Genomic DNA, 24,625 nt, shown 5'->3' with positions numbered 1-24,625 from the left:
GCCCCACCACGAGCCCGACCACCCGTCCCACCACCAGGAAGCCGGTCGCCGGCGGCCGCGTCGGTGAGCCCGTTGTGGCCGGGCGCCGGGTCTGTTTGCGCACCGGCTTCCTGGTCGGCCTGGACGACGTCGTCACGGCTTCGGCGCCCTGGGCCGAGGGGGTTGGGGACGTCAGGGCGATCGAGGTGGAGTCGTCCGGCCGCGACCAGGGGGCGAGCCAGACGATGCCGCCGATGAGCGCCGCCGTGACGACGCCGGACACGCCCGCGGCCAGGGGCGCGCTGATCCGCCGGCGCGCGGGCGCCCGCCGCCGTCCCTGCCGCCCGGGCGCGGTCTCGCCGCCGGGGCCCGCGAGCCCGGGCCCCGCCATGGGAACGGGTCCCGTCCCTGGCAGAGGTCCGGGTACAGGGCCGGGCGCGCCAGGAGCGGTGGGGAAGGCGTTGCGGCCGCTCAGCAGCCGCAGCAACACGTCCCGCATCCCCGGCCGCGCCCGCGGATCCTTGGCCAGGCAGTCGTACACGAGCGAACGCAGCGGCTCCCGCAGGTCGCCGAGCCGCGGCTCGTTGTTCAAGATCCGGTTGATGATCGCGGGCAGCGTGTCCTGGCCGAACGGCGGCTCGCCCGTGGCGGCCCACACCATCACCGACGCCCACGCGAACACGTCCGCCGGCGGCCCCACCGGCGCGCCCGCGAGCTGCTCCGGCGCCATGTACGCGGGCGTGCCCACGATGCCGCTCGTGACGGTGGCCGCCGCGTCGGCCGATCTCGCGATGCCGAAGTCGATGACCCGGGGGCCGCCGGGGCCGAGCAGCACGTTGGCGGGCTTGAAGTCGCGGTGCACGATGCCCGCCTCGTGGATAGCGGCCAGCGCGGTGGCCGTCGCCACGGCCAGCCGCTGCAGGTCGGCCCCGGTGTGCCGGCCGGCCTGCTGCAGCGACGGGCCTTCCACGTACTCGGTCACGATGTACGGCTGCCGGCCGAGCGAGACGTCCAGCACCTGGGCGATGCAGAACGGCTCGACCCGGCGCGCCGCCTCGATCTCCTTGGCGAGCCTGTCGTCGAAGCCCGCGCTGTCGCGCAGCACCTTGACCGCGACCCGCCGGCCGTCGGGCGCCTGCCCGAGGTAGACGGTGCCCTGACCGCCCGCGCCCAACCGGCCGAGCAGCTGGTAGGGCCCGGCGACCGCTGGGTCGTCCTCCCGCAGCGGTTCGACATGCGCCATGAGAGAAGTGACTCCTGTTACGGGTGCGGTGGATCTCCGTACCCTAGCGAGTCATATCAGCCTTTGTGGTGATATTCATCCAGGCGATGTCAGAAGATCGCGTCGTCAGCGCCGGACGACGCACGCGTACCTGATGTCGGCGGGCAGCACCGGCTTGCCGTCCACCGGCGGCGTGGGACCGTCGGGGGTGGGCTGGATCCCGCCGGCCGCGATGCGGTCGAGCGCGGCCAGCCCGGCGGCGTCGACCGTGCCGAAGACCGTGTAGTTGGGCATCAGCCCGGAGTCGCCGTAGACCAGGAAGAACTGGCTGCCGTTGGTGTTCGGGCCGGCGTTGGCCATGGCCAGCACCCCCCGCGCGTACGTCTTGCGCGCCCCGGTCGGGTCACCGGGCCACGGCGGCAGGTCGGTGGGCAGCTCGTCCTTGTAGCGGTAGCCGGGGCCGCCTTCGCCGGTGAAGCTCGGGTCGCCGCACTGCAGCACCTTCAGCCGGTCGTAGGCGGTCAGGCGGTGACAGGACGTCCGGTCGTAGAAGCGGTGCTTGACCAGGTGGACGAAGCTCTGCACGGTGCACGGGGCCTTGGCCGGGTCGAGCGTGAGCGTGATGGGGCCATGGTTGGTCTTGAGCACCGTGGAGACCGGCCTGGTCGGGGTGCGGCGCGGGTCGGGCGGCAGCGGCACCTTGCGCACGGCCGGGTCGTCGGGGGTCTCGGTGTAGCCGCACGGGCCCTTGGTGGTGCGCGGCGGCCTGGCCCCCGCCTGCCCGGCGAGCTCGGGGGCCGCGTTCGCCGCCCGCGTGTCACCGTCGGTGACGGTGTCGGGTGCCGCGATGGCGGACGCCGCCGGCATGGCGCCGAGCGCCACCAGCGAACCCGCCGTCAACGCGGCCACCGCGAGTCGTACCACTGCTCTGCTCGACATGACGTCCTCCACGGGAGTGACCGGCGGGCTCCCTGAGGTCTACTGGATCTACGTCAATCCCGTCAAGAGCGGAGTAGAGGCCATATCCGGACACGGCCTGTCAGGTGCAGCCGGTCGCCCCGAACGCCATGAACCTGGACACTTCACCCTGGTCGAAGTTGTCGTCGGCGGCGATCACCAGCGTGCACTCCCCCGAGGCCAGCCGCGGGCCCCAGGCCATCGCCTCCAGGTTCTGCACCGGCGGGCGGAAGTCGCCCAGGTCGTAGACCAGGCGCTTGGTGACGGACCGGTACGGGCGGCTCAGGTCGTTCCTGCCGATCACGTTCGACGCGCCGCGCAGGTCGATCTCGTACAGCTTCACCTTGTAGCCGACGCCCTCGATCCAGGAACGTTCCAGCGCCAGGTAGCGGTGGTCGTCGACGGCGAGGATCTCCGAGACGCCGCTGTCGGTGTCGCCGGTGGGCGGGATCGGCGCGGTGGGCAGGCGGTCGAGCGGGTAGACGTACTGGGCGCGCGGCCGGCCGTCGCGCGACCACACGGTCAGCCGCACCGGGGCGCCGTGGCGGACGGTGGGTGGCGCGCCGTCCTCGTGGCGCGGGCCCTCGGTCACGGCGGTGATCGCCCTGGACGTGACGGCCAGCCCCTCGAAGCCGAAGTTGCGCCTGGGGCCGCGCTCGGTGGTGGTCAGCCGCAGGTTGCGCGGGACCGCCAGTTCACCGGCGTGCCTGCCGCGCGGGTCGGCGGCGCGCAGCGCGGTCCTGGACAGCGGGATGCCGGGATGCCCGGCGTCGGGCCGGTCGCCCTCGTCGCCCCAGAGCAGGCGGCGGCTCCACGGGTCGAACCTGATCGACTCCGGGTCGGCCGAGCCCGGCTTGCCGTAGCCGGGGTACGGGCTGCCGTCGCGCCGCTCGAGCGTCCGCACGCCGGTCAGGCTGATGCCGGCGAAGTTGCCGGTGGCGCGGTCGATGTCGAGCCTGCCGGTGTAGAAGCGGGCCGGGTTGTAGCGCCAGCGGTCGTCGGAGACGAAGTACCAGGTGCCGGTGCGCGGATCACGGTCGATGCCGGAGATGCCGCCCACCTTGGTGCCGGCGTACTCCATCAGGTACGGCAGCCGCTGCTCGCCGAGGAAGCGGGTGATCTCGACGTGCGCCCGGCGCTCGGTGGGCGCGGGCCGCTCGGCCCGGGCCGGTTGGGTGGCGCTCACCGTGACGGCGAAGACGATGGAGATTCCCGCCAATTTCCGCATGTCAGCCATGGGTCATTCCCCCGCCTGAAGAACTGCTCTGAACGGACGGGGAAATGAAATCGCGGCCCACGGGGAAAGTCCCGCAGGTGGCGCGGGCGACTTTCCGCATGCCGCGCCACAAAGACGGGCGATTACCGCCGGCCGCTCAGCACCACCAGCGCTTGGCGCAGAACTTGCTCTCGCCGTTCTTGGCGTCCACGTCCACGTTCACGTCGCCGTTCCCGGTGGTGGCCGGGCCGGGGTTGTAGCCCATGACGATTTTGATGGTCTGCCCCACCTTGAGCTTCGCGCCCGCCTTCGGCGCCTGCGCCACGACGCGGTACTCCCCCGCCGGCACCGACGTGGACGCCTTCATCGTGATCTTCACCGTCGGCTGCACCGGTTTGAACAGGTCACCGGCCTTCGTATCGTTCCAACCGACGACCTTGGGCATCTTCTTGTGCTTGTCGTAGAACGCCCGCTGCTCGCCGGTCACGACCTTCACCGTGATCCCGCCGCCCCAGGTGGCAGCCGATCCGGCCTTGGGCGACATCTGGTGGATGAAGCGGTCGCCGACCAGGTCGGGCGCCTTGTCCCCGCCGGAGTCGCTCGACGATGAACCCACAATTCCCGATGCGCGGTTCACCAGCGGTTGCGTGCCTCCTCCGCCCAGCCGACCAGACCGTCCAGGTCCACCCACGATCCGTCGTCGGCGCGGGCGCGGCCGGCGAAGTGGCCGAAGCACTGGTGCGTCTCGTTGCCGATCACGCCGAACTCGGTCTTCGCCCGCTTCTCGTGGAACGGGTGGAACTCCACCTCGACCCGCGGCCCGGTGATGCGCCACGGCCGCAGCCAGTCGGACCGGTCGTAGTGCCACTCCAGCTCGTCGCCGATCTTGTGCAGGCGGCCGTCCAGGAACAGCGCGTTCTCGGTGGAGCCGGTGCCGTCGGTCCACTTGCCGCCGAGCTGGACGGACCGCCCGGGCGCGCTGCCCGCGGCCCAGTTCCAGGTGATCGAGTACGGCCACTTGCCGCGGCCGTGGTCGAGCACCGCGAACGAGTCGTCCGCGGAGATCGTGAACTCCTCGGCGCCGAGCCGCAGCACGCCGCTCACCGGGCGGCCGACGTCCTTGACCGTGTACTGGAAGCGGCGCGGCCCCCACGGGACGACGACGCCCAGCGATTCGTGCCCGTCGGGCAGCGGCACCTCGAGCTCCATCGACAGGCCGGGCGCGACGGCGCTGATCGTGGTGCCGCCGGGGTGCTGGTCGAGCACGATCCGCACGCCGCCGCCGCGGACCGACGCCCGTCCGGCGCCGCTGACCGGCGGGAGCACGGCGTGCGCGGCCAGCGGCACCACCACGTCCTTGGCCAGCTCGCGGCCGGTCTCCCGGTCGAGCACGTAGACGCCGTGCAGCCCGGCGTAGTCCAGCGAGGAGGCCACCAGGCCGACGATGTGCCGCGGGGTGACGATGCCCCAGTACTCCCAGCGCTTGGCGCGTCCCCAGCCGCGCAGGTTGGCGCGGTGCAGCGGGCGGCGGGTCCAGCCGACCGCGTCCGGGTTGAGCCTGCCGTCGGGCAGGCACAGGGCGACGGGTGCGGTGATCTCCCGTTCGTAGGTCATGGCAGCCGGAGCCTTTCGTTGATCGCGCGGACGACGTCCGCGGGCACCTTGAGCACGGCCCGGTCGTAGGTGAGCAGGCCGTTCAGCTCGTCCTCGACGTCGCTGAGCTGGGTGTAGACGGTCGCGCTCAATCCTTTCCCGATGGCCGGGACGATCTCGGTCAGGTGCATCCTGGCGAACGCGCCGGCGAGCCCGGCGGCCGTGTCGTGGTTGCGGTAGCCGAACCGCCGCTCGCCCCAGGTGTGGCCGGCGACGCGCAGGCCGTGGCCACCGTACTCCGACAGCACCAGCGCGCGCCGCTCGCCGCGGCGTCGGCGGGGCGGGCGGAAGCGGCGGAAGTAGACGTGCAGGCTGCGGACGTCGCCCGCGCCCTGGTCGTGCCAGCCGCTGGCGTGGTCGACGGTGCTGGTGGGGTCGAGCGCGGCCAGTTCGGCGGCGATGCGCGCGGCGTCGAACTGGCCCCAGCCCTCGTTGAACGGCACCCACATGGCCAGGCTCACCACGTTGCGCAGGTGCTCGACGGTCTCGCGCAGGTCGGACTCGAAGCGGGCCCGCCCGGCGGCGTCGGCCCGGCCGAAGCGGCGGTGCCGGCGGTCGGAGAGCCGCAGCGGGGTGAGCACCGGCGCGGTGACGACCAGCGGGTGGTACGGGCCGCCGCCGTTGACCAGGTCCTGCCAGACGAGCACGCCGAGCCGGTCGCAGTGGTGGTACCAGCGCAGCGGCTCGACCTTGATGTGCTTGCGCAGCATGGTGAAGCCGAGCCGCTTCATCGTCGCGATGTCGTGGATCATCGCGGCGTCGGACGGCGCGGTGTACAGCCCGTCGGGCCAGTAGCCCTGGTCGAGCACCCCGGCGTGGAAGTACGGCCGGCCGTTGAGCAGCAGCCTGGGCACGCCGTCCGCGTCCGGCCCGACGCCGAACGAGCGCATCCCCACGTAGCCGCGCACCCGGTCGGCACCGAGCTCGACGGTGACGTCGTACAGGAACGGGTCCTCGGGGCTCCACGGGCGCACCCCGGGGATGTCCAGCCGAACCGGACGCCCGGCGGGCACCCGGGCGCGGGCGACGGTGACCCCCTCGGCCAGGATCTCGACGTCCGCGGTACCGCCCCCGGTGCCGCCCCCGGCGTGCACGGTCACCTCGACGCGGCCGCCGGCCAGGTGCGGGGTCAGCGTGAGCCGTTCGACGTACGGGGTCGGCACGCATTCGGCCCACACGGTCTGCCAGATGCCGGACTGCGCGGTGTACCAGATGCCGCCGCGGCGCAGCCGCTGCTTGCCCCACGCGCCCTGGCCGCTGTCGGAGTCGTCGCGCACGGCCACGACCAGCGTGTTCTCCCCCTCGCCGAGCAGGTCGGTGACGTCTAGCGTGAACGGCAGGTAGCCGCCTTCGTGCGTGCCGGCCGTGACGCCGTTGAGCCGCACCTCGCACACCTGGTCGACCGCGCCGAAGTGGAGCAGGACCCGGCCGCCCGGCAGGCGGAAGCCGCCCGGCAGGGTGAGCGCGCGGCGGTACCACAGCGTCTGGCCGGGCCGGAGCTGCCGTCCGACGCCGGACAGCGGCGCCTCGGGCGAGAACGGCACCAGGATCCTGCCGTCGTAGGCGGCGGGCTCCCGCGCGTCGCCGGTGATCGCGTAGTCCCAGTGGCCGTTGAGGTTGAGGTGGCTGTCGCGGACGAGCTGCGGCCTCGGGTACTCGGGCAGGACCGCGCCGGGGTCGAGCCCGGCGCCCCAGGCGGTGGTGAGCTCACCCGACACGGGTCAGCCTGGTCAGCTCGCTGAGCGCGTCGAACGGCAGCGGCCTGGGCAGGCCGTGGCTCATCAGGACCGCGCCGTGGTGGATCGCGCCGGTGTCCTCGTCGCGGTAGACCGCGCCGGGTTCGAGCCCTCTGGGCCGGACCGGCGCGGTGGCCGGCTCCAGCGCCGACGGCCGCCAGACGAACACCACGACCTGATCGCCGCGCGTGTACTGCACCGCGCACGGGCCGAGCCGGTCCATCCTGCCGCCGTGCACGATCGGCCTGATCCGCTTGTACGTCTCCACCAGCAGCGCCGCCTCGCGCAGGTCGTCGCCGCTCCAGTGGCGCAGGTCGCCGCCGATGCCCAGGGCGCCGCTCATCGCCACGTGGAAGCGGAAGCGCACCGGCGTGCGGCGGCCGGTGAGCGCGTTCGGGCTGTCGGTGACCCAGGCGCCCATCGTGCAGGCGGGGTAGATCTGGCCGTAGCCGTGCTGGATGGCGACGCGCTGCGCGGCGTCGGTGTTGTCGGAGGTCCAGATCTGGTCGGTACGGGCCAGCATGCCCAGGTCGGCCCGGCCGCCGCCGGAGGCGCAGCCCTCGATGAGCAGATCGGGGTGCGCGGCGCGCAGCCGGTCGATGACGTCGTACACGTTGCGTACGAAGGGGACCCAGGTGTCGTCGCCGGCCTCGGTGAAGGGCCGGTTCATGTCCCACTTCAGGAACGCGATGTCGTGGCCGCTCACCAGGTCGTCGAGCCAGGCGTGCGCCCACTCGGCCACGTCGGGGCGGGAGAAGTCGAGCAGGAGCTGGTCGCGTACCTCGGTGGCGCGCCGGTGAGCCTGGCCGAGCACCCACTCCGGGTGCGCCCGGTACAGGTCGCTGTCGCGGTTGACCGACTCGGGCTCCACCCACAGGCCGAAGCGCATGCCGAGCCCGGTGACGTGGTCGATCAGCGGCTTCAGCCCGTCCGGGAAGCGTTCGGGGTTGGGCCACCAGTCGCCGAGCCCGGCGCGGTCGCTGGTGCGCGCGCCGAACCAGGCGTCGTCCACCACGAACAGCTCGACGCCGAGCTCGGCGGCCCGCTCGGCCAGCTCCATCTGCTGGGACTCGGTGACGTCGAACCCGGTGGCCTCCCAGGAGTTGTAGATCACCGGCCGGGTGCGGTTCGCGTCGGGCAGGACGTGCGCGCGGATATGGTCGTGCCAGCGGTGGCTGGCCCCGCCGAACCCGTCGGGGGCGTAGACGCCGGTGAAGACGGGTGTCTCCAGGCTCTCGCCGGGGCCGAGCCGCCAGGTCACGCCTTCGTGGCCGAAGCCGCCGCTCCAGGCGACCCGGTCGTCCTGGTCGCGTTCGAGGGTGACGCGCCAGCTTCCGCTCCAGGCCAGCGCGGTGCTCCAGACCTCGCCCGCGTCCTCGGTGGCGTCGCCGGCGTCCACCGCGAGCCAGGGGTTGGCGTGGTGGCCGCTGTGCCCGCGCCTGCTGGTCAGCACGGTCTCGGCGGGGGCGACGCGGGCGCGGCCGAGCCTGAACTCCGCGCCCCACGCGCCGGTGACGTGGCTGAGCCGGTAGTCGTCGCGGGCCGGCACGCTCCAGGCGGCCGAGTCGCAGCGCAGCACGGTGATCGGCGTGGCGCCGGCGTTGCGCAGCACGGTCCGGCGCTCGACGGCGTCACCGCCCGGCGGCACCCGGTAGTGCAGGGTGATCTCCAGCGGGTGGTGCCGGTCGGCGAAGCGCAGAACGAGGCCGTCCTCGCCGACCTGGTGGCCGAGGTGGCGCCAGTCCACGCCGCGCACGCCGTCGGCGTACCTGATCTGCAGCCCGGCCACGCCGAACCGCTCGCCGCCTTCGCCGGGCAGTTCCTCACGGCCGGCGGGCAGGGTACGGGCCTGGTCGAGGGTGAGCGGGCGGCCCCAGTGGACGCAGCGCGGCACGTCGTCGTCGCCGAGCCGGACGGCGTAGGAGCTGGACGGCGTGGTCAGCAGCCACAGCCGGTCACCGACGTGGATCATGGGCGGGTCTCCAGCCACACGGTGGTGTCCGGCGGCAGCGTGCCGCCGTCGAGCGGGCCGCTGGCCAGCAGGATCGCCTGGTGCGCGGGCAGCGGCACCGGGCGCGGGCCGAAGTTCATGACGAGCGTGAACCCGGGGTCGCGGCGGAAGGCCAGCACGTCGGGGTCGTCGTGCTCCAGCCAGGTCAGGTCGCCGGCGCCGAGTGCCGGGTGGCGGCGGCGTTCGGCCAGGGCCCGCCGGTGGAGGTTGAGCGCGGAGTCGGGGTCGGCGTGCTGGGCGGCGGCGGTCAGGCGGGCCCAGCCGTCCGGCTGGGGCAGCCAGGTCCGCACCGGGCTGGGCGAGAACCCGTACGGCGCGGTCTCGCCCGACCAGGGCAGCGGGATCCGGCAGCCGTCCCTGCCGATGAAGGCGCGGCCGGTGCGCTCGAACATCGGGTCCTGGCGTTCGCCGTCCGGGATGTCCAGGTGTTCCGGCAGGCCCAGCTCGTCGCCCTGGTAGAGGTAGGCGGCGCCAGGCAGGGCGAGCAGCAGCAGCGTGGCGGCCCTGGCCCGGCGGGCGCCCAGCTCGGCGTCCACGGCGACGCGGCCGAGCAGCACGTCGGCGGTGGGCCGGCGGACGAGGTCCTGGTCGATGCCGTACCTGGTGACCATGCGGGGCACGTCGTGGTTGCCGAGCACCCAGGGCACCGAGCCGCCGGTCCTGGCGGCCAGGGCGTGGGAGTCGGCGACGACGTCCCTGAACTCGGCCGCCGACCAGGGACGCGGCAGCAGCCTGAAGTCGAACAGCTGGGACAGCCCGTCGCCGGTCAGGTACGGCCCGGCCTGCGCGGACTCGCCGAACCACATCTCGGCCACAGTCATGCGGTCGCCCGGGTAGGAGTCGAGGATCTTGCGCCACGACCGGTACAGCTCCAGCAGCTCGGGCTGGTTCTCGTAGGGCAGCCCGGACTCGGCCGGCGCCCACGGGGAGTCCGGCGCCGCGGTGGTCACGTCGGGCAGGCCGGCCTGCTTGAACAGCAGGTTGGCGACGTCGATGCGGAACCCGGCCACGCCCCGGTCCAGCCAGAAGCGCAGTACCCGCTCGAACAGGGCGACCACGTCGGGGTGGCGCCAGTTCCAGTCGGGCTGGGCGGCGTCGAACAGGTGCAGGTACCACTGGCCGTCGCCCACCTGGGTCCAGGCCGGGCCGCCGAACTTGGAGACCCAGTTGTTCGGCTCGTCGCGGAAGATGAACCGTTCGCGCTCGGGGCTGCCCGGGGGCGCGGCCAGGGCCTGGCGGAACCAGGGGTGCTCGGCCGAGCAGTGGTTGGGCACCAGGTCCACGATCACCCTGATGCGCCGGTCGGCGGCCTCGGCCACCAGGGCGTCGAAGTCGTCCAGGGTGCCGTAGCGGGGGTCGATCGCCTGGTGGTCGGCCACGTCGTAGCCGCCGTCCGCCATCGGCGACGGGTAGAACGGGCTCAGCCAGATCGCGTCCACGCCGAGTCCGGCCAGGTGGTCCAGGCGGGAGCGCAGGCCGGGCAGGTCGCCCTGGCCGTCGCCGTCGGCGTCGGCGAAGCTGCGCGGGTACACCTGGTAGACGACGGCCTCGCGCCACCAGGGACGTTCATCGGACACTCTTGATCCTCCAGATCAGGCAGGCGCCCAGCACGGCGAACGCGGCGGCGACCCCGTACATCAGCCGGTAGCCGCCGGCCGAGGTGACGAGGGGCGCGGCGATCACCGGGCCGAGCAGGTTGGCGGCGGAGTTGGCCAGGCTGACGATGCCCAGGTCCTTGGCCCTGTCGCCGTCGGCGGGCAGGAGCTGGGTGACCATGGCCTGGTCGACGGAGGCGAACACGCCGTACCCGGCGCCGAGCAGCGCCGCCGCCGCGATGGCGGCCGGCCAGCTCGTCACGGACGTGAGCACCAGCGCGGACGCCGCCATGATCAGCCCGCCGGTGAACACGGCTGGCCGGCGCGCCCCGGCCCGGTCCGACAGCCACCCGGCGATCAGGGTCGGCACGACGCTGCTCAGCGTGAACACCCCCACCAGCACCATCACGCCCTGCTCGGCGGTGGAGCCGGGGAACAGCCGCTCGTAGTGGACGGCGTCGCGCAGGAAGTACAGCAGGTAGCCGATGCCCATGGCGAGCGTGAGCGTGATCAGCAGCCGGCTGAGCCAGGCCCAGGCGAAGTCGGGGTGGCGGCGCGGGCTGACCCACAGCCCGCGGGCGAAGGCCCGCGCGTCGAACCTGTTGGCGGTGGGTGCGCCTGCCGGGGTGTCGGGCGTGCTCAGCCCGAACGGCAGCACCAGCAGCAGGACCAGCGCCGCCATGGCCAGGAACCCGGCGCGCTCGCCGGTGAGCAGCACGGTGACCACCGCGCCGCCGAGCAGCGGCCCGCTGAGCTGGCCCACCGCGGCCAGCGCGGACACCGCGCCCCGCTGCCTGACGGGCACCTGGTCGGGGACGGTCGCGATGGCCGTGGCCAGCGCCGCGGTGAACGCGAGCTGCGCCAGCGCCCACCCGGCCACCAGCCCGGCCAGCGACTCCTGCCAGGCGAGGAAGGCCAGCGATGCCGCGCACACCAGCGCGCCGCCGACGATCCACGGCCGCCGCCGGCCGAAGCGCAGCCTGGTGCGGTCGGACAGCGCGCCGAACAGCGGGTTGGCCACGATGGTGCACACCGCGCCGACGGCGAACACCAGCGCCAGCGACGCCTCCTTGTGCGCCGGGTCGATGCGCGCCACGTGGGACGGCAGCAGGATCTGGGTCCCGACGGTCATCGCCATGATGATCCCCATCTGGGCCAGGGCCAGCAGCGTCATCCACCGGCCTGAGACCTTGGGGGGTTCCCGGACGTCGTCGCCGGCTCGTCGCGCGTCGTGGGTGGTCTGCGGGTCGCCCATGCGTGTCCTTCCACGGGCCGAAACATGAGTGGGTGACACGTTAGAACATGACAGGGTGTTATGTTAAGAGGGTGATCGAGCTTCCCGGCGTGCGCCGCCTGCCGGTGCAGCAGCGCAGCATCGAGCGGGTCGAGCGCATCCTCGACGCCTGCGCGGCCCTGCTGGACGAGGTGGGCTTCGACGCGCTCACCGTCGCCGAGGTCGCCAGGCACGCCGGGGTGCCCGGCGCGACCGTCTACCAGTTCTTCGACGGCAAGCCCGGCCTGATGCGCGCGCTCGCGCTGCGCAACCTGGACTCGCTGCTGGTGCGGCTGCGCCGGCGGGTCGCCACGGAAGCGGCGCTGACCTGGCCGCGGGCGGCGGAGATCGTCATCGAGGAGACCGTCGAGATGCGGCGGGCGGTGCCCGGGTTCACCGTGGTGGACTTCGCCGACACCCGGCCGGGCGGCGCGTCGTTCCTGCCGCCTGGCGAGGCGGCCGAAGGCGGTGACGTGCTGGCCGAGCGGCTGTACGCGTTCGCCGTCGAGGAGGCGGGGCTGCCCGCGCTGCCCGACCCGTACCGGGTCATGCGGCTGGCGATCGAGACGGCGGCGGTGGCGCTGCGGCTGGCCTTCCACGGCACGCGGAACGGCGACCCGGCGATGATCGACCAGGGCCGCCGCCTGCTGCGTGCCTATTTCGCGGATCTGTCAGGGGACACCGGCCGCTGAGGCCGGGACGAGCGGGCACGGCACGACGCCCCCGGCGTGGCCGTACCGTGCCCTGTCTCGGGAGGCGGAGTCCTCGGGGGGCGGCGCCTACGCCGGGCGGATCGCGAGCGCGTGCCTGAACACGTCGCGCGGGTCCCAGCGGGCCTTCACCCGCTGCAGCCGGGCGTAGTTGGCGCCGTAGTAGAGCGTCGACCAGGGCACGCCCGAGGTGTTCCAGGCCGGGTCGGCGTGATCGATGTCCGGGTAGTTGATGTAGGCGCCGCCGAGTCCGCCGCCGGGCACCGGCACGCCGCCGGTGGACTCGAACGTGCGCTTGTGGAAGCGGCGCACCCACTCCAGGTGGACGTCGCCGTCCTTGGCCGGGTCCCAGGTGGCCAGGTGGAGCACCTTGAGAATCGACTGCCGTTCCACGGTGGCGGTCGCCGCCGGGTCGACGGTGTTGACCCGGCCGCCGTACGACAGCAGCCACAGCATCCCGCTCGACGCCTCGCCCGGCTTGTGCAGGTGGTCGAAGGCGACGTCGGCCTGCGCGTCGGTGAACGGCCGGCGCAGGTAGGCCGACTTGCCCTTGTAGTGCCCGGACTCCGACTCCGCGCCGAGCGACAGCGCGCGCACCGCCTCGAACCAGGGCTGGCGCACCAGCGGCCAGATCTGCGCCTCGGGGGTGACCCCGTCGGCGATCGCGGCGAAGTGGTCGCGCAGCAGCTTCTCCGCGTCGGGGACGTCGGCGTCGATCTGGGTGGGCATGATCATGCCGCCTGGGTCCTCGCCCGGCTGACGTCCGGGGATGAGCAGCGAACCCCACAGCGACGCGTACGGCGTGCCGGGCACGCTGTTGCGCGCGTGCCACTCGCCGTGGTTGCGCAGCAGCCTGCGGAACGACCTCCTGGTCATGCCGGCCCACGACCAGGACGCCACGCCCGACAGCACCGTGGCGGGCGGCCTGGGCAGCAGCGTGCGCGGGTCGTCGCCCCTGGCGGCGGGATCGCGCATCCAGTAGCGGGTGACGACGCCGAAGTTGCCGCCGCCGCCTCCGGTGTGCGCCCACCACAGGTCGTGGTTCGGGTCCTTGGGGTTCCTGGTGGCCACCACCGCGCGGGCCCGGCCCGACCTGTCGACCACCACGACCTCGACGGCGTGCAGGTAGTCGACGGTCAGGCCGTCGCGCCGCGACAGCGGGCCGTACCCGCCGCCCGCGATGTGCCCGCCCGCGGCCACGCCGCCGCACTGGCCGCCCGGGATGGTGACGCCCCAGCCGAGGTAGAGCTTGCGGTAGGCCTGCATCAGCGTCGCGCCGGCCTCGATGGCGAACGCGCCGCGCCGCTCGTCGAAGTACACCTCGGACATCTCGCACAGGTCGATGACGACCTGGGCGCCGTCGCCGACGAAGTTCTCGTAGCAGTGGCCGCCGCTGCGCACGGTGACCCGCTTGCCGGCGCGTACCGCGTCGCCGACGGCCTTGACCACCTGCTCGGTGGAGCCGGCCAGGTGGAAGTACTCGGGCTCGGGGCGGAAGCGCTGGTTCGTCCTGCGCACCGCCAGGTCCGCGTAGCGCGGATCGTCCGGCCCGACGATGACGGGCCCGAGCGGCGGGGCGGCGTCCGTGCCGCCCCGCGCGGGGTCCGCCGGGAGCAGTCCGGCCGCGACGGCGCCACCGCCGGTCGCGGCCGCGCCGCCGATGAATCCCCGCCGGGTGACCTCGCTCATGATCGTTACCCCCTGCGTCGAAGTGTCTGACTGCCTGCCGTGATCGACGCTAGGCGCGGGGACGGAACGGCAGAATGCACCCACGCGCACACCGGGGTGGAGCTGACTGCACCCCGGTCCGGCAGGTGCCTGCCGCCCGCGGCTCCGGGGACGAGTCATCGGAATTCACCACGAACCCCGGTGATCTATGCGCGATGATGTCCTGGTGCCGGTCGAAATCTCCGAGCGGGAGGCCGAGGTGCTCGCCGCCGTCGGCGCTCACCTGTCCAACGCGCAGATCGCCAGCAAGCTGCACATCTCGGTGCGCACGGTGGAGAGCCACGTCTCGTCCCTGCTGCGCAAGTACGGCGTGGCCGACCGCCGGGCGCTGGCCGCCCTGGCCGGTGGACCCGCCGCCGCGCCGCCCGCGCTGACCGGCCTGCCCGCGGCCAGGACGTCGTTCGTCGGCAGGTCGGCCGAGCGGGCCGCGGTCGCAGCGGCGTTCGGCGAGTCCAGGCTGGTCACGCTGCTGGGGCCGGGCGGGGTCGGCAAGACCAGGCTGGCGACCACGGCCGCGCCCGCGCTCCCGTACGGCGGGGTGTTCGCGGACCTGGCGCCGGTGCGCGGCGGGTTCGCGGCGCAGGCGATCGCCGCCGCGCTCGGCGTGGCGGAAGGGCCGCAGCAGCCGCTGACGGAGGCGGTGGCCGAGCGGCTGGGCGACGGCCCGTCGCTGCTCGTGCTGGACAACTGCGAGCACCTGCTGGACGAGGTGGCCGGGCTGGCCGACTGGATCCTGGCCACCTGCCCGGGCAGCCGGATCCTGGCCACCAGCCGCGAACGGCTCGGACTGCCCGGCGAGCGCATCGTCCTGGTGGAGCCGCTGCCGCTGGACTCCGACGCGCCCGCGCTGTTCACCGACCGGGCCCGCGCCGCCGACCCGGATTTCGCCGCCGACCCGGACGTGATCGGGGAGATCTGCGCCAGGCTCGACGGCATGCCGCTGGCCATCGAGCTGGCCGCCGCGCGCAGCGCCGCGCTGGGCGCGGCGGGCCTGCTGACCGCGCTGGAGGACCGGCTGCGGCTGCTGACCGGCGGGCGCGGCGCGGACGAGCGGCACCGCTCGCTGCGCGCGGTGGTCGGCTGGAGCCACGACCTGCTGGACGAGGAGGAACGGTCGCTGCTGCGCCGCCTGGCCGTGTTCGCCGGCGGGTTCGATTTGGACGCGGTCGTGTCGGTGTCCGGCGAATCCCCCGGCGCCGCCGCCGACGTGCTCGGCCGGCTGGTGGACAAGAGCCTGGTGGTCCGGGTCGGTCAGGGCAGGTGGCGGCTGCTGGAGACGGTGCGCGACTTCGCCGCCGAGCGGCTGGCCGGATCGGGCGAGCGGGACGAGGTCCGCGTCCGGCACCTGGAGTGGGCGGCGGCGAGCGCGGAGGCGCTGGCGCGGCGCTCCGACGGCGGCTGGCAGGACGACTTCGACGCGGTCGCCGACGACCTGCGGGCCGCGCTGGCCGCGGCGCCGGAGCCGGGCGCGTTGCCGCACCGGCTGGCCCGCTCCCTGGCCGGGCTGTGTTACACGCGGCGCTTCCTGGCCGAGTCGCTGGAGACCTACCGCGAGGCGGCGCGGCGCGCCGTCGATCCCGCGCAGGCCTGCCACGACCTGCACCGGGCCGCGGCCTGCAGCTACCTGGTCGCGGACGGCGGCGGCCGGGTCATCGGGCTGCTCACCGAGGCGACGGAGCTGGCCAGGGCGGCGGGCGACGCGAACCTGACCGCGTCCTCGCTGGCCGCGACCGTGGCGACGACCGCCAGGAACCCCGGCTGGCACGGCGCGGAACTGCCCGCGGAACAGGTGCGCGAGCTGCTGGAGCAGGCCAGGTCCACCGGCGACCAGCGTGATCCCGTGGTGGCCGCGTGGGTGGCCGCCGCGGCGGCGTGGATGACGCCGCGCGAGCCGTACCAGGCCGACGTGGGACTCGCCGAGCAGGCGCTGAAGGCGGCCAGGGCGACGGGCGATCCGGTGCTGATCAGCTCCGCGCTCGACGCGCTGACCAGCGCCACCCACGGCCACGGACGGCTGCGGGCCGCCCAGGAGATCAGCCTGGAACGATTGTCGCTGGTGGATTCGATGTCGCGGCGCGACCCGCTGACGGCCCCCGAGATCGTGGACGCCTTCCACATGGCGGCGCGGTGCGCGATCGTGGCCGGCGACCTGCCGCAGGCGCTGGAGCTGGGCCGGCGGGCGGAGGCGGACGAACTGCTCGGCGCCGACCAGTACTTCATCGGGGCCAACAACCTGGCGCTCACTCTGGCGCTGCTGGGCGCGTTCGACGAGGCGCTGGCGCTGGTCGACGCGGGCTGGGACGGCTGGCAGCGGGTCGGCCGGCCGATCACCGGCATGATGGTGCCGCTGGTGGTGACCCCGATGCTGGTGCACGGCCTGCGCGGGGACGAGCGGCGGCACCGGCTGTGGCGCTCCCGGGTGGAGGGGCTGGGCGGCGGCGTGTTCACCCGGTCCACGCTGGCCGGCTTCGCCGAGGGGCTGGTCGCGGTGCACGCCGGGCGGGTAGATGGGGCCGCGGCGACGGTCGCCCAGTTGTTCTCCGCCGACACCAACATGCAGTTCCGCGCCTACGCGCGGGCCACGGGCGGCGAGCTCGCGGTCATCGCGGGGCTGCCGGACGCGGCGGCGCGGCTGGCCGAGGCCGAGCCGCCGGCCGCCGAGAACGCGTGGGCGGCGGCCTGCCTGGCCCGGGCCAGGGGCCGGTTGCGCGGCGACAGGGACGAGCTGGAGGCGGCGGTGGCGGGCTGGGAGCGGATCGGCGCCCGCTACGAACGGGCCCGCACGCTGCTGCTGCTCCCCGACAGGTCCGGCGAGGGCCGCGCCGAACTGTCCGCACTGGGCTGCGCGTAGCACGACCGGGGTCCCTCCCTCATGCCGGGGCCCCTCCCGCCAGGCCGGGGCCCCTTCGCCGGGGTCAGGCGGTGAGGAAGGGCACGAGCGCGGCGGCGAACGCCGCCGGGTCCACCTGGCCGTGCGCCTGGCCGTCCATCAGCGTGAGCGTGGACTCGGGCAGCGCCGCCGTCACCGCCTCGGCCGCGTTCCGCATCCGGGGGCTGCTGTCCGTCCCCGCCAGCACCAGCGTCGGCACGTGGACGCCGGCCAGCCGCTCGACCGGCACCGGCCCCGCCCCCACCACGGCCGCCTCGTAGGCCAGGGTGTGCGCCACGCCTTCCAGCTCCGCCCAGAACGGGTGCTCCCGCATGGCCGCCACCGCCTCGGCGGGCAGCTCCGCGCCCCCGGTCATGAACCGCTCCACCGCCTCACCCCGCCGCCCCGCCTCGACCAGCCCGGTCAGCTCGGCCCGGCTGGGCAGCGGCGGCCGGGAACGGTCGGTGACGTACGGCGGCTCGAACACCGCCAGCCTGGACATCTCCACGCCCGCCGCGGCCGACTCCAGCGCCAGCGCGCCGCCCGACGACCCGCCGAACACCGCCGCCCGTCCCCCCGCGGCCGCCGCGATGACCGCGCGCAGGTCCTCGATCTCGCGGCGCACCGCGTACGGCTGGGTGTCGCCGCTGTGGCCGCGCCCGCGCCGATCGTAGGAGATGACGGTCAGGTACGGCGCCAGCGCCTGGGCCAGGCCGGTCATCACCGGGTCCGACATGGTGGAGAACGCCCCGGCGACCAGGACGACCGCCGGCCCCTCCCCGGTGCGCCGGTAGGCGATGGTGGTCCCGTCGGCGGACGAGAGCTTGTGCAGCTCGGCGTTCAGTTCTGCGTTCATCTCTGCGTTCATTTCTGGGCCTTTCGCGAGCGGACGGTGATGGCGGACAGGATCAGCAGCCCGGTGAGCCCGAAGGCCGCCGGATAGCCGGTGTGCACGATGACGAGGCCGAACCCCATGGCCCCCACGCCGATGCCGACGTCGTAGGCGATGTTCCACAGGGCGCTGACCGCGCCGTAGTCGGCGGGCCTGGCGCCGCTCATCATCAGCGCCATGCTGGCGTTCTGCAGGACGCCGAACCCGGCGCCGAACAGGACCATCCCGGCCGGCACCAGCGCCGGGGCGGCGGTGAAGACCAGCGCGAGCATGCCGGCGGCCGCGGCGAGCAGCCCGGGCAGCATCAGCCGGTCGGAGCCGTGCCGGTCGCCGAAGCGTCCGGCCCACCAGCGGGCCAGGGTGGTGGCGACGCTCTGCGCGAGCAGCGCCACCGCCGCGCCCTGGACGGCCAGCGGCAGGAACGTGGCCACCACGCCGGCCGCGACGGTGCTCGCCGCGAACATGATCGACGGCCTGACCAGCGCGGGCCTGCGGAGCGTGGCCAGCACGCCGAGCGGTTCCTCCGGCACGGGCCGGCGGCCGGGCAGCCCGCCGACCGCGGCGAGACCGGCCAGCGCGGCGACCCCGCCGGCGGCGAAGACCGGCGCGTACCCGATGCTCTCGGTCAGCCAGACGCCCAGCGGCATCGCGGCCATGGACGGTATCCCGCAGATGACGCCGTACACGCCGAGTCCCTCGCCGCGCCGTTCCGCGGGCACGGCCTGGGCCACCAGCGCGCCGCCGAGCACCGCGACGACCGCGAACCCCAGCCCGCGCACCACGCAGACGGCCAGGATGGCGGCCATCTCACCGGACAGCCCGAGCACCAACGCGGGCGCGCCGAGCAGCAGGAACCCGGCGGCGAACACGGCCCGGTAACCGAACCTGGCCAGCAGCCGGGGCGTGACCAGCTCCGCGGCGACGGTGGCGAGCATCATCGCGCCGGTGGTGAGCCCGGCGCCGAACCCGTCGGCGCCGACGGACACCGCGTACAACGGGACGGTGGCGAACAGCAGGTAGAAGCTGACCGAAGAGCCGCACCCGGCCAGCACGGCCAGCGCGAACGCCCGGTTCCAGAGCCGGGGCCGCCCCGGCAGGCCGGCGGTGGACGGGCCGGTGGACGGGCCCGTGGACGGAGTGGTGAGCGTGGCGGTCATCGGTGCCTCCTCGGCGTGGTCGCCCTGCCGAGAACGATGCCTGTCGTGGCCACGCAGCCACATCCGTGCCCGCCACGGATCCACCACTGACGCCCCCGCCCCCGCCGGTCGGAAACGAGGCCGGGGTCGCTCAGCGGATGATGCCGGCCTTGGCTGCCGCCCGCTCCGGGGTGCGTTGCGCCGCCGCGTAGGCCGCGCCGCGCACCCGCTGCCCCCATCCTGCCGGCCGCAGCCCGGGGATCGGGTGCCTGGTGGGGTCGAACCTGGTCGGCAGCTCGGCGTCCCGCATGGCCGGCGCGACCAGGCCGACCTGGCCGAAGATGTGCCACGGCCCGGTCCGCCCGGCGACGAGCAGGTCGAACAGCAGCGGCGCCGCCTCCGCCGCCCTGGTCAGCGGGCCGAACCTGGCCGGTAGCGGCCGGTCCGCCTGGGGCAGCGCGGCGAGCCACACCCGCCGACCGGCGACCGCGTACGGGAACAGGGAGCCGTACAGGCCGGGGGCCCAGGCGGTGGCGGGGCGCAGCAGGCGGCGGCCGAGCGGGGTGTGGCCGGTCGTGGCCAGCAGCAGTTCCGCGTCGGCGCCCTCCTGGTGCCAGCGCAGGGCCAGGCCGAGGATGTCCGGCAGCGGCGGTGGCAGCCCGGCGGCGCGCGAGAGCCTGGCCAGGCCGTGCAGTTCCATCCGCTGGTCGAGGAACGGCGCGCCCCAGTGGCGTGAGGTGCCGTGCAGGCGTAGTTCGGCCTCGAACAGCCGTCCCGCCGGGTGCAGCGGCCGGCCGCGCCGCAGCCGCGCCGCCGCGCCGAAGGCCGCCGCCAGGCCGGAGCCCACGGCGGAGGTCACCGGCCGTACCATGATCCCCCCATTCGTCACCGGTTGGTCCGCTACCCGAGGTGGCGCGGCGGAATCACCCGGTCACCGGCCACCCTTCATCGCGAACTCCGCCATATCCGTTTTCTCAGCCTTTGAGGAAGATGAGGGGTCGCGTACGTACCTCCCCACGGCAGATCCCGGTTTCTGGAGGTACGCGATGCACCGCAGACTCGTCCTGCTCTCCGCCGCCGCGCTCGTCCTCGCGGCCGGCCTGGTTCCCGCCGGCGCCGCGCAGGCGGCCGGCGGGAGCGGACTCGATCCCGGGCCGGTTCGCTGGAACGCCGCCGACACGTGGTCGGAACGCAGGGACGTCCTGCAGTACTGGACGCCGCAGCGCATGCTCGCGGCCAGGCCGCTGGCCTCGCCCCCGCCGCGCAGCGACAGCCGGTCGGGCCGGCCGACCCAGGGCGACCCGTGGTCGGTGCGCGGCACCTCGGGCTCCGGCGCGCGACTGCAGGCCGTCGTGAACAACAGCCCCGGCCTGCGCTGGACCGACGGCGGCTCGGTCGTGCGCGCCACCGGCCGCGTCTTCTTCACCACCGCCGACGGCGCCAACTCCTCCTGCTCGGGCACGGCGGTGACCAGCGCCAACGAGAGCGTGGTGATCACCGCGGGCCACTGCGTGAAGCTGAACGGCCAGGCGCACCGCAACTGGGTGTTCGTGCCGGCCTTCTCCAACGGCCGCCGTCCGTTCGGCACCTGGGCCGCGGCCAGGATGGTGACCACCCGCCAGTGGAACGCCCGCGAGGACATCAACTTCGACATGGCCGCCGTGGTCGTCGCCCCGTTGCAGGGCCGCACGCTCACCGACGTCGTGGGCGGGCAGGGGGTGGCGTTCAACCAGCCGAGACGGCGGCAGATGTTCGCCTTCGGCTTCCCCGCGGCCCGGCCGTTCGACGGCTCCGACCTGATCTACTGCAGCGGGCGCGCCATCGACGACCCCGTCCAGACCACCGACCTGGGGCTGCGCTGCGCCATGACCGGCGGGTCGAGCGGCGGCCCGTGGTTCGCCGGCTTCGACGGCTCGACCGGCATCGGCTGGCTGAACTCGGTCAACAGCTTCAAGTACGACTTCGCGCCGAACTTCATGTTCGGCCCGTTCTTCGGCGACGAGGTGATGTCGGTCTACCAGACCGCGCAGCGCGCCAACGCGCTCTGAGCGTGCCCTGCCCCCTCCGGGACGGCGTTCAGACGGCGTCGCGCTGGATGGGGCAGGTCATGCAGTGGGTGCCGCCGCGACCCTTGCCCAGCTCGAAACCCTCGATCTCGATCACCTCGACCCCGTGCTGACGCAGTTTGCGGTTGGTGAACTGGTTCTTGTGGTAACCGATGACCACGCCGGGGGCCAGGGCGAAGAAGTTGTTGCCCGAGTCCCACTGCTCGCGGGCCTGCTGGTAGTCGTCGCCGCCGGTCGGGACGATCTCCAGCCGGTCGATGCGCAGCGCGTCCTGCAGGGCTGGCAGCAGGCCGGGGTCGCGGTGCACCTCCAGCGTGCCGCTCTTGTCGCCTGGACGCAGGCTGTAGGCGGTGGCGGCCTCCAGGAACGGCGGGTAGGCGCTGGCCTTGTCGACGTCCAGGAAGGTGAAGACGGTGTCCAGGTGCATGTAGGAGCGTGACTTGGGCACCTCGACCGCGATCACCCGCTCGGCCGCCTCGGCGGCGAACAGCGACAGCGCCAGGTGCTCGATCGTGCGCGGGTTGGTGCGCTCGCTGATGCCGATGGCGACGGTGGCGTTGCCGATCGGCATCATGTCGCCGCCCTCCATGGCCGCGCTGCCGTACGACTCCTCGTTGAAGCGCTCGTCGTCGCCCGCGTACGGGTACCAGTACGAGAAGTCGTGCCCGGCGAACATCGGGTGGTAGTGGTAGACGGTCGACTGGTTCATCGTCTCCAGCAGCCGTACCCGGAAGTACATCGGGTTCAGCGACAGCCCGCCGTACAACCACGCGGCCGGGTCGCGCTGGTAGAGCGAGTTGGGCAGGGCGGGCAGGACGAACTCGCGCGGGTGCGACGACGCGGCCACCAGCGAGTGGCCGTCCAGGTCGGCGGCGCCGAACTCCTCCTTGGTCAGCCCGCCGATCAGGTGCGTGGCCAGCCGGGCGCCGCTCCAGCCCGCCAGGGTCTCGCGCACCACGTCCACCAGCGCGGGGCCGACGGTCAGGTGGGTGACGGCCTGCTCGATGGCGCGCTGCTTGGCCTCGAAGCTCGTCTCCAGCGCCTCGGCCAGCAGTTCGTGGTGGTAGAACACCTCGATCCCGCGCTCGCGCATCACCTGGACGAACGCGTCGTGCTCGCGCTGGGCGCGCTCGACCCACAGGATGTCGTCGAACAGCAGCTGGTCGTTGTTGGACGGGGTGAGCCTGCGCAGGCTGAGGTCCGGCCGGTGAACGATCACCTTGCGCAGGGTCCCGACCTCGGAGTGGACGCCGAAGGGCCGATCAGTCATGGGCAGATACCTTCCCCGATCACCGGAATTTCATGACCTGCCGTGAACTGGGGTGTTCTCGGCCGATCGCTCTGGGTAGTCACTACCGGAGGTTCGCAAGCACCGTCATCGGGGGATGCCGCTATGCAGGGGGACGACCGGCACGATGCCAGTGACCTGGTGTTCGACGTGCTGGAGCCGGCACCCGTGGGCATCGCGGTGTATCGGGGCCCCGAGCACCGCCTGAGCTACACCAACCGGGCGCACCGGGCGCTGTTCGGCGAGCGTGAGCTGGGCAAGCCGGTCCGGGAGGCGTTCGCGGACGTCGCCAGGCACGAGAGCTACTTCCAGCTCTTCGACCGGGTGTTCGAGACCGGTGAGCCGATCGTCCTGCACGACGTGCCGGGCGACCACGCCATGGTCACCACCCGCCCCGGGCCGATCTTCATCACGTTCAGCCTGTCGCGGATCGCGCTCGGCGACGGCGAGTACGGCCTGCTGGTGGTCTGCCTGGACGTCACCGACCAGGTCACCGCGGTCAAACGGGTGCAGGCCATCGCCGACGAGCGCTCCCGCATCCTGCGCCGGCTGCAGACCCTGATCCGGGTGAGCACCCAGATCGTCTGGGTGGGCGACCCGGAGGGCCTGGTGATCGAGCAGAGCCCGGGCTGGGAGCGGCTGACCGGGCAGACGTGGGAGGAGTACCGCGGCACCGGCTGGATGCGGGTCGTGCACCCCGACGACCGCGGGCCGACCATCCGCTCCTGGACGCAGGCCGTCGAGCGGGTCGCCGAGGTGTGGGAGCACGTCTACCGGCTGCGCGGCCTCGACGGCGAATACCGCCACTTCCGCGCCCAGGCCGTGCCGATCAAGGAGGACGGCCGGGTGGTGGAGTGGGTGGGCACCTGCACCGACATCGAACAGGAGTGGCAGGAGCAGCGCCGCCAGCGGCTGCTCGACAGCGCCGCCGAGGCCACGGTCAACCTGACCAGCCTGGAGGAGATGCTGGGCGCGCTGGCCGACGTCATCGTGCCGGAGCTGGCCGACGGCTGCGGCGTGCATCTGGTGACCGATCTGGCCGAGGGGCTGGCCAGCGGCAGCTCGCTGGTCGCCGAGCGCGTCGCCACGGCCGCGCGGCCGGGCCTGCCGCGGATGCCGACGTTCGGCGAGGAGCGGCTGATGCCCGAAGGCGGGCTGGCGCAGGCCATCCGCCAGGGCAGGCCGGTGCTGAAGACGTTCCCGCCGGGCTCGCCGCCGCCCGACTTCGTGCCCACCGGGACACGGACGTGGCTGCGCGCCAGCCAGGCCAACAGCGCGGTGCTCATCCCGGTCACCGTGGACGGCACGGTCGCGGCCGTGGTCACCGCGGCGACCTGTGGCGATCGTCCGCCGCTTGAGCAGGGCAGCGCCGCGCTGCTGAGCCAGATGTTCGAGCAGGCGCACGACGCGCTGCGCAACGTGATGCGGTTCCAGCGGGCCAGGCAGATCGCCTTCGCGCTGCAGCACAGCCTGCTGGCCGAGCCGCCGCGGGTGCCTGGACTGCAGATCACCGCCCGCTACCGGGCCAGCCTGGCCGCCGCCGAGGTGGGCGGCGACTGGTACGACTCGTTCGTCCTGCCCGACGGCGCGACCGTGCTGGCCATCGGCGACGTGGCCGGCCACGACCTGCGCGCGGCCGTCGCGATGGGGCAGCTGCGCAACATGCTCAGGGGCATGGTGGTCGACCGGCAGGAGCCGCCGGGAGAGATCCTGTCCCGGCTGAACATCGCGACGGGCACGCTCTACGGCGAGGAGACCGCGACCTGCGTGCTGGCCAGGGTGGAGCGCGGCGACGGCGGGCACCGGCTCAACTACTCCGTCGCCGGGCACCCGCCGCCGCTGCTGGTCACCGGCGACGGGCAGGGCCGGTACCTGGAGGCCGGCGGCAATCCCCTGCTGGGCGTGCCGATCGACTTCGGCTTCGTCTCGGCGCTCGAACCGCTGCCGCCGATGAGCACGTTGCTGCTGTACACCGACGGGCTGGTGGAGCGGCCCGGCGAGAACATCGAGGAGGGCCTGATGCGGCTGAGCGTGCTGGCCGAGACGCTGGCCGGCGCGACGGTGGACGAGTTCTGCGACGAGCTGCTGAGCGGGCTGCCGCTGTCGGGCGAGGACGACGTGGCCATGATCGCGCTGCGCCTGCCCGGATGAGCGCCCGGCCAGTGCCACCGGCGGGTGAGTTGATAATGTGAACTCATGTCAGTTCACATTCAGGACTCGCCCGTCCGGGCGTATCGTGACGCCGGCGAGGCGCACGACCTCGACGCGCTGATGGCCACGCTCTCCCCCGGGGT

General features: G+C 73.7%; 18 protein-coding genes. 4 read left to right on the top strand and 14 right to left on the bottom strand.

Annotated elements, in window-relative coordinates; genetic code table 11:
* The 9 genes from HII36_RS39090 to HII36_RS39050 form a co-directional block, all read right to left on the bottom strand.
* Positions 1–1,222, bottom strand: a 1,222-nt coding sequence (locus tag HII36_RS39090) for a serine/threonine-protein kinase (RefSeq protein ID WP_173528373.1), incomplete at its 3' end; no start/stop codon positions are given.
* 105 nt (positions 1,223–1,327) lie between these two features.
* Positions 1,328–2,140 carry a peptidylprolyl isomerase gene (locus tag HII36_RS39085; protein WP_217370511.1) on the bottom strand — a complete coding sequence of 271 codons (813 nt, stop codon included), beginning with the start codon at positions 2,138–2,140 and terminating at the stop codon, positions 1,328–1,330.
* Between the two features lie 100 nt (positions 2,141–2,240).
* Positions 2,241–3,395: an esterase-like activity of phytase family protein gene (locus HII36_RS39080; protein ID WP_236004350.1), complete on the bottom strand. Its 1,155-nt coding sequence runs from the start codon at positions 3,393–3,395 to the stop codon at positions 2,241–2,243.
* 136 nt (positions 3,396–3,531) lie between these two features.
* Positions 3,532–3,990 (bottom strand): PASTA domain-containing protein, encoded by a 459-nt coding sequence (locus tag HII36_RS39075; RefSeq protein WP_173528372.1) that lies wholly within the window; start codon positions 3,988–3,990, stop codon positions 3,532–3,534.
* 17 nt (positions 3,991–4,007) lie between these two features.
* On the bottom strand, positions 4,008–4,988 hold the full coding sequence (locus tag HII36_RS39070) for a DUF2804 domain-containing protein (RefSeq protein ID WP_173528371.1): 981 nt from the start codon (positions 4,986–4,988) through the stop codon (positions 4,008–4,010).
* Complete coding sequence (locus HII36_RS39065) at positions 4,985–6,745, bottom strand: glycoside hydrolase family 2 protein (RefSeq protein ID WP_173528370.1); 1,761 nt, start codon at positions 6,743–6,745, stop codon at positions 4,985–4,987. The genes HII36_RS39070 and HII36_RS39065 overlap by 4 nt, the downstream gene beginning before the upstream one ends.
* The gene (locus HII36_RS39060; protein WP_173528369.1) at positions 6,735–8,735 is read right to left on the bottom strand and encodes an alpha-galactosidase; all 2,001 of its coding nucleotides are present in this window, start codon (positions 8,733–8,735) and stop codon (positions 6,735–6,737) included. Before HII36_RS39060 ends, HII36_RS39065 begins: the two co-directional genes overlap by 11 nt.
* A complete protein-coding gene (locus HII36_RS39055) occupies positions 8,732–10,351 on the bottom strand; it encodes a glycoside hydrolase family 13 protein (protein WP_173528368.1) in 1,620 nt (539 codons plus the stop codon). Before HII36_RS39055 ends, HII36_RS39060 begins: the two co-directional genes overlap by 4 nt.
* A complete protein-coding gene (locus HII36_RS39050; protein ID WP_173528367.1) occupies positions 10,341–11,624 on the bottom strand; it encodes an MFS transporter in 1,284 nt (427 codons plus the stop codon). Before HII36_RS39050 ends, HII36_RS39055 begins: the two co-directional genes overlap by 11 nt.
* A 71-nt stretch (positions 11,625–11,695) precedes the next feature.
* Here HII36_RS39050 and HII36_RS39045 point away from each other — a divergent pair, with 71 nt between their 5' ends.
* The gene (locus tag HII36_RS39045) at positions 11,696–12,334 is read left to right on the top strand and encodes a TetR/AcrR family transcriptional regulator (RefSeq protein WP_328808089.1); all 639 of its coding nucleotides are present in this window, start codon (positions 11,696–11,698) and stop codon (positions 12,332–12,334) included.
* Between the two features lie 87 nt (positions 12,335–12,421).
* On the opposite strand, the gene HII36_RS39040 is transcribed toward HII36_RS39045, so the two are convergent.
* Positions 12,422–14,041, bottom strand: coding sequence for an FAD-dependent oxidoreductase (locus HII36_RS39040; protein ID WP_173528365.1), 1,620 nt, complete (start codon positions 14,039–14,041; stop codon positions 12,422–12,424).
* 205 nt (positions 14,042–14,246) lie between these two features.
* Here HII36_RS39040 and HII36_RS39035 point away from each other — a divergent pair, with 205 nt between their 5' ends.
* Positions 14,247–16,931 (top strand): ATP-binding protein, encoded by a 2,685-nt coding sequence (locus tag HII36_RS39035; protein ID WP_173528364.1) that lies wholly within the window; start codon positions 14,247–14,249, stop codon positions 16,929–16,931.
* A 64-nt stretch (positions 16,932–16,995) separates the two neighbouring features.
* On the opposite strand, the gene HII36_RS39030 is transcribed toward HII36_RS39035, so the two are convergent.
* From HII36_RS39030 to HII36_RS39020, 3 genes are all read right to left on the bottom strand, one after another.
* Positions 16,996–17,805: an alpha/beta fold hydrolase gene (locus tag HII36_RS39030; protein WP_236004348.1), complete on the bottom strand. Its 810-nt coding sequence runs from the start codon at positions 17,803–17,805 to the stop codon at positions 16,996–16,998.
* A gap of 8 nt (positions 17,806–17,813) precedes the next feature.
* Positions 17,814–18,998, bottom strand: coding sequence for an MFS transporter (locus HII36_RS39025; protein ID WP_173528363.1), 1,185 nt, complete (start codon positions 18,996–18,998; stop codon positions 17,814–17,816).
* Between the two features lie 130 nt (positions 18,999–19,128).
* Positions 19,129–19,836: a hypothetical protein gene (locus HII36_RS39020; protein ID WP_173528362.1), complete on the bottom strand. Its 708-nt coding sequence runs from the start codon at positions 19,834–19,836 to the stop codon at positions 19,129–19,131.
* A gap of 187 nt (positions 19,837–20,023) precedes the next feature.
* Between HII36_RS39020 and HII36_RS39015 the strand changes: the two genes are divergently transcribed.
* Complete coding sequence (locus HII36_RS39015) at positions 20,024–21,025, top strand: trypsin-like serine peptidase (RefSeq protein ID WP_173528361.1); 1,002 nt, start codon at positions 20,024–20,026, stop codon at positions 21,023–21,025.
* Between the two features lie 28 nt (positions 21,026–21,053).
* Here the strand turns inward: HII36_RS39015 and HII36_RS39010 are convergent, their stop codons facing one another.
* Positions 21,054–22,313 (bottom strand): arginine deiminase, encoded by a 1,260-nt coding sequence (locus HII36_RS39010; protein ID WP_173528360.1) that lies wholly within the window; start codon positions 22,311–22,313, stop codon positions 21,054–21,056.
* Between the two features lie 123 nt (positions 22,314–22,436).
* Between HII36_RS39010 and HII36_RS39005 the strand changes: the two genes are divergently transcribed.
* Positions 22,437–24,482, top strand: coding sequence for a SpoIIE family protein phosphatase (locus HII36_RS39005; protein ID WP_173528359.1), 2,046 nt, complete (start codon positions 22,437–22,439; stop codon positions 24,480–24,482).
* Positions 24,483–24,625: the final 143 nt, after the last annotated feature.

Origin of the sequence: Nonomuraea antri, assembly GCF_013283785.1 — a bacterium.
Classification (GTDB): domain Bacteria; phylum Actinomycetota; class Actinomycetes; order Streptosporangiales; family Streptosporangiaceae; genus Nonomuraea; species Nonomuraea antri.
This window is presented reverse-complemented; position numbering and strand designations above follow the sequence as displayed.

Bases quoted from the DNA above. Each gene is read 5' to 3' on its own strand.
- HII36_RS39085 (WP_217370511.1), bottom strand. From the start codon at position 2,140: ATGTCGAGCAGAGCAGTGGTACGACTCGCGGTGGCCGCGTTGACGGCG.
- HII36_RS39080 (WP_236004350.1), bottom strand. From the start codon at position 3,395: ATGGCTGACATGCGGAAATTGGCGGGAATCTCCATCGTCTTCGCCGTC.
- HII36_RS39070 (WP_173528371.1), bottom strand. From the start codon at position 4,988: ATGACCTACGAACGGGAGATCACCGCACCCGTCGCCCTGTGCCTGCCC.
- HII36_RS39060 (WP_173528369.1), bottom strand. From the start codon at position 8,735: ATGATCCACGTCGGTGACCGGCTGTGGCTGCTGACCACGCCGTCCAGC.
- HII36_RS39050 (WP_173528367.1), bottom strand. From the start codon at position 11,624: ATGGGCGACCCGCAGACCACCCACGACGCGCGACGAGCCGGCGACGAC.
- HII36_RS39040 (WP_173528365.1), bottom strand. From the start codon at position 14,041: ATGAGCGAGGTCACCCGGCGGGGATTCATCGGCGGCGCGGCCGCGACC.
- HII36_RS39030 (WP_236004348.1), bottom strand. From the start codon at position 17,805: ATGAACGCAGAACTGAACGCCGAGCTGCACAAGCTCTCGTCCGCCGAC.
- HII36_RS39025 (WP_173528363.1), bottom strand. From the start codon at position 18,998: ATGACCGCCACGCTCACCACTCCGTCCACGGGCCCGTCCACCGGCCCG.
- HII36_RS39015 (WP_173528361.1), top strand. From the start codon at position 20,024: ATGCACCGCAGACTCGTCCTGCTCTCCGCCGCCGCGCTCGTCCTCGCG.
- HII36_RS39010 (WP_173528360.1), bottom strand. From the start codon at position 22,313: ATGACTGATCGGCCCTTCGGCGTCCACTCCGAGGTCGGGACCCTGCGC.
- HII36_RS39005 (WP_173528359.1), top strand. From the start codon at position 22,437: ATGCAGGGGGACGACCGGCACGATGCCAGTGACCTGGTGTTCGACGTG.